6 protein-coding genes and 1 pseudogene are annotated in these 3,949 nt (G+C 62.2%); 5 read left to right on the top strand and 2 right to left on the bottom strand.

From position 1 onward, the window contains the following. A pseudogene (locus QHC67_RS18520) lies at positions 1 to 75 on the bottom strand (IS6 family transposase); the annotation flags it as partial. Positions 76 to 137: 62 nt separating this feature from the next. Here QHC67_RS18520 and QHC67_RS18525 point away from each other — a divergent pair. Both QHC67_RS18525 and QHC67_RS18530 read left to right on the top strand, forming a co-directional pair. Further along, the gene (locus QHC67_RS18525; protein ID WP_319296615.1) at positions 138 to 980 is read left to right on the top strand and encodes a PfkB family carbohydrate kinase; all 843 of its coding nucleotides are present in this window, start codon (positions 138 to 140) and stop codon (positions 978 to 980) included. Between the two features lie 53 nt (positions 981 to 1,033). Continuing rightward, the gene (locus QHC67_RS18530; protein ID WP_319296617.1) at positions 1,034 to 1,216 is read left to right on the top strand and encodes a hypothetical protein; all 183 of its coding nucleotides are present in this window, start codon (positions 1,034 to 1,036) and stop codon (positions 1,214 to 1,216) included. Positions 1,217 to 1,794: 578 nt separating this feature from the next. Here QHC67_RS18530 and QHC67_RS18535 read toward each other — a convergent pair. Continuing rightward, positions 1,795 to 2,787 (bottom strand): tyrosine-type recombinase/integrase, encoded by a 993-nt coding sequence (locus QHC67_RS18535; RefSeq protein WP_319296619.1) that lies wholly within the window; start codon positions 2,785 to 2,787, stop codon positions 1,795 to 1,797. 218 nt (positions 2,788 to 3,005) lie between these two features. Here QHC67_RS18535 and QHC67_RS18540 point away from each other — a divergent pair, with 218 nt between their 5' ends. From QHC67_RS18540 to QHC67_RS18550, 3 genes are read left to right on the top strand one after another with little or no spacing between them, the layout of a single operon-like run. Next, positions 3,006 to 3,254 (top strand): AbrB/MazE/SpoVT family DNA-binding domain-containing protein, encoded by a 249-nt coding sequence (locus QHC67_RS18540; protein WP_319296621.1) that lies wholly within the window; start codon positions 3,006 to 3,008, stop codon positions 3,252 to 3,254. Further along, a complete protein-coding gene (locus QHC67_RS18545) occupies positions 3,247 to 3,630 on the top strand; it encodes a type II toxin-antitoxin system VapC family toxin (RefSeq protein WP_319296622.1) in 384 nt (127 codons plus the stop codon). Before QHC67_RS18540 ends, QHC67_RS18545 begins: the two co-directional genes overlap by 8 nt. 1 nt (position 3,631) lies before the next feature. Beyond that, complete coding sequence (locus tag QHC67_RS18550; protein ID WP_319296624.1) at positions 3,632 to 3,895, top strand: hypothetical protein; 264 nt, start codon at positions 3,632 to 3,634, stop codon at positions 3,893 to 3,895. The last annotated feature ends 54 nt before the right edge of the window (positions 3,896 to 3,949 follow it).

Raw genomic sequence — 3,949 nt, forward strand, 5'->3', positions numbered from 1 at the left:
CGGATAGCGACAATACCAGCGCACCGCCCACAGGATCACATCACCCTGGAAATGGCGCCACTTGAAATCCGTCATCGCTCCATCCGTTCAATCTCCGCCAAGCATGCTCAAGCTTCACGATTTTTGCAACAGAGCCATTGGAGGCGCCCGGCATGATCCGTATCCTCGGTCTCGGCGACAATACCGTCGACACCTATGTCAACGCCCGGGTTCAGTACCCCGGCGGAAACGCGCTGAACGTCGCGGTGATGACGGCCAGGCTGGGCGCCTTCTGCGGATACCTAGGTTGTATCGGCGGCGATGAAGGCGGCAGCGTCGTTCGCACGGCGCTGGAAGCAGAAGGCATCGACATCACGCGGCTGCGTGTCCGTCCCGGTGCCAATGCTCGCGCGTTCATCGGCCACGTGGACGGTGATCGGCATTTCATAAAAAGCAGCCCGGGTGTGCGTGCGGACTATGGCTGGGAGGATGACGATTTCGCCTACGTGGCATCGTTCGATCACGTCCACACCAGCATCTACAGCGGGCTGGACGAAATTCTTCCATTCCTCTCGAAAAGCGCCAAGTCCCTTTCGTTCGATATGTCCGACCGCTGGAATGCGGACTATCTGCGCGAAGTGGCACCTCATGTGCGCTTCCTCTTCCTGTCGGCATCGCACCTGAGCGAAGAGGCAGCGCATGCCCTCGCGGATGAGTGTCTGGGCTACGGTCCCGAAGCGGTGGTGCTGACGCGCGGCAAGGACGGCGCTTTGGCCGCCAATGCCGGCGGCCGTGTGCTGCAGCCGGCCTTGCCCGCCAATGTCATCGATACCCTGGGGGCCGGCGATGGCTTCATTTCAGGATTTCTAAGCGCGATCCTGGCGGATCAACCGCTCGACGCCGCGATGCTCAATGGCGCGCAGTTTGCCGCGCAAGTCTGCGGTTGGAGCGGTGGTTTCGGACACGCTGCGCCATGGACCGGCGATCCGGACAACATTTGAGCGGTCTGTGAATACGACCGCCTTTCGATCATGAAGTTGGAGCCTAGACGACAATGAGCCTCGAACCCGGCCATGTCCCATCGAGAAATCAATCGACGCTGGACGAACGCAGCCACGTTTCATCCAAGACACCGTCAGGGGCGGCCAGCGGCATAGGCTGCGCGGCGCTGGCCGCCGCCCTGATCTATTCGGGAAGCGGCAAGCCCAAGCGGTCGAACCTTCGCAGATTGGCGTAACTTTCGCTGATCTTCTAATCCATCTTCCATGGGGCTCTTCTCCATGTGCGATATCACGCTAACCCATCCTTGGGCTCGGTGGACCATCGGTTCGCCGAGCCCGCTTTTTATGGTCCCTGCGTCGCTGGGATGACCGGCTTATCGGAAACCCGTCTTTCGCGGACGAGCATGGGAACGACCGCAAAGTCCAACAACTTGTTTTCCTGCCGATCGATGACGGCGACAGCGAGTGTCTGCTTCTGGGTACGGCGATCGAGTTGTTGAGCGGCCGAGTGGGGCGACTGCTGCCAGACCGCTCAGTGAAACGGGAATGGCGGGTTCCGGGAGGAAACGCCATTCCCGTACGTGCCAATGAATGGCTTGAGTTGGTCGCGAGCTGCCGCGCCGATAGTGTCGGAAATCACATTTTGTTTAACAGTGGTGACCGCAAATCGGCAGTGCGTCGATCGATATGCCAATGATGCAGGAAAATCCAGTTGGATTGGGGCACTGACTGGAAAGCTCGTTTTGAAGGTTTTCCGTCAGCTCCGGGCGCTAGCGTATTCAGTGCTCGTTCTATGTAATGCGCCCATCATAAGTCAAAGGAACCCGGCCCCGGCGTGATCGTCGAACATCTCGGCCGATCGCACATAGTCGAGGAGGACCTTCACCGACTTGTGCCGCGAGACCTCCTGCATCTTGGCGAGCGAGGCCCGGTTCCGCGCCGCCTCGGTCAGAAACCCCGCCCTCAACGAATGGCCCGCCATCACGTCAGGATCGAGCCCCTGGAGGCTGGCATAGCGCTTGACGAGGCGCGCCACCGAGCGATCGGACATCGCTGCGGCCGTGTATTCCCCCTTTGTCCCGATCTGCGTGAACAGCGGTCCCGGCTCGCCGCCCCTAATGGCCAACCAGGCGTTAAGATGCGCGACGGGTCTCAGGATCTTACCTGTCGGCACCGCGATCGTGGCCCCCTCGCCTTCCTGATCCGTCTTAGAATGGCCCACGCGCACCGTCACCCCGGCAGCGACCAGTTCGACATCCGCCAGTTGCAGCGCCACCAGTTCGGAGCGGCGTAGCGCCGCGGCGAGCCCCAGCGCCAGGATCGCCCGGTCGCGCACGGCACGCGTGGTCAACCTGTCCGCCTTGCCGATCATGCCCGCCAGATCCTTCGCGCTGATCGCCGCTTTCTTGCGAGTTGGCCGCAGCCGCTGTTCGCGGCGGATCCCGGAAAGGGTATCGGCGATCAGCTGGTGGGTGTCGTGCGCGGTCGGCGGCGGCAGGCCATCATGGCGATGCTGCCAAACGATCGCGGCGACGTGGCGGGTGATGGTGCTGTCCGCGCGGCCAGCGCGGGCGAGCGAGGCCAGGTACGTAGCGACAACCTCTGGAAGTGCGGGAAGCGGCTCGAGCCCCCTGCCCCAGCACCAGTCCTGGAACTGGCGCCAGTCGCTGGCGTAGGCGCGTAGCGTATTGGCGCTGCGAGAACGCAGGCGATAAGCCCGGGCGGCTTCGACCTCGCCAACGAGTTCGGACACCGAAGCTGGAGACAGGTCGCCAGGGAGAACCAGCACGCTTGTCGGGCCCGACATTCCTGAGCCCCCTGCCCTTTCGTCAGTCTGCTGGTCCACCCGCATCCTACCTGCTGTCCATTCGTGCTTTCACACGGAAAACCCAAAACATCATAGCCCCATTCTACCTGTCCGTGAAGTGTGATTCTCGGACATAGGATACAGGCTGGTGAAAGTGTGTATAGCGAGGCTGTTGCTACCGTGGTAAAGCGTTAGCGACGCAAACCCTCGAGGCTGTCATGACCGCATATAAGGGCCGCATCGTGTCGGGCGGTCGCCTGCAACTCCCGGCCGACGTCCGCAAGGAGCTCGGGCTTGCTGATGGCGACGATGTTCGCATGGAAGTGGTTGATGGCGAGCTGCGCTTGCGTTCGTTCAAGGCGGCGATCCAGCGAGTGCGGGCGATCATCCGCCAGTACGTTCCGGAGGGCGTGAGCCTGGCCGATGAACTGATTTCCGATCGTCGGGCGGAAGCCGCGCGTGAGTGATTTCGTTCTCGATGCCTCGGCCGTCATCGCCTTCATCCAGGAAGAACCTGGGTCGGACCGTATCGAACCGCATCTGCGCACGGCCTATATCAGCTCGGTGAATCTCGCGGAGGTCGTGACCAAGCTTCAGGAGCGTGGCCTGTCCGACGCGGAGATCGACGAGACCCTGCTGCTGCTCGGGCTCAATGTCCGAGCGTTCGACGCCGAGACCGCAATCGCCTCAGGTAAACTTCGCACCGTGACCCGCGGGGTCGGGCTGTCGCTGGGTGACCGCGCCTGCTTGGCGCTGACGCACAGCCTCGGTGCTACCGCGCTTGCCACCGAGCGGGCCTGGGACGAGCTCGACATCGGCATCGCCATCGAATTGGCCCGGTAAGATGGCTGGCTCGGTTCCCGACTTGCTCGAACAGGGCACCCTTCCCAACATCTTACGTGCCGAGGTCGCCCGCGCGGCGGACTATGCGCAGGCGTCGCGCTCATCAGCGACCCAACGCGCCTATGGCTCCGACTGGAAGATCTTCGTCGCCTGGTGCGACGCCCGCGGTCTTGACAGCTTGCCCACGAGCCCTGCCATCGTCGCGACCTTCCTCGCTTTTGAAGCGGACCGGGGCATAAAGGCGGCTCTGTTGCAAAAATCGTGAAGCTTGAGCATGCTTGGCGGAGATTGGACGGACGGAACGATGACGGATTTCAAG

The sequence above is a fragment of the Sphingobium sp. genome, assembly GCF_033795625.1.
Lineage (GTDB): Bacteria > Pseudomonadota > Alphaproteobacteria > Sphingomonadales > Sphingomonadaceae > Sphingobium.

Coding starts and splice junctions, on each gene's coding strand:
- QHC67_RS18530 (WP_319296617.1), top strand. CDS start 1,034: ATGAGCCTCGAACCCGGCCATGTCCCATCGAGAAATCAATCGACGCTG.
- QHC67_RS18535 (WP_319296619.1), bottom strand. CDS start 2,787: ATGTCGGGCCCGACAAGCGTGCTGGTTCTCCCTGGCGACCTGTCTCCA.
- QHC67_RS18540 (WP_319296621.1), top strand. CDS start 3,006: ATGACCGCATATAAGGGCCGCATCGTGTCGGGCGGTCGCCTGCAACTC.
- QHC67_RS18550 (WP_319296624.1), top strand. CDS start 3,632: ATGGCTGGCTCGGTTCCCGACTTGCTCGAACAGGGCACCCTTCCCAAC.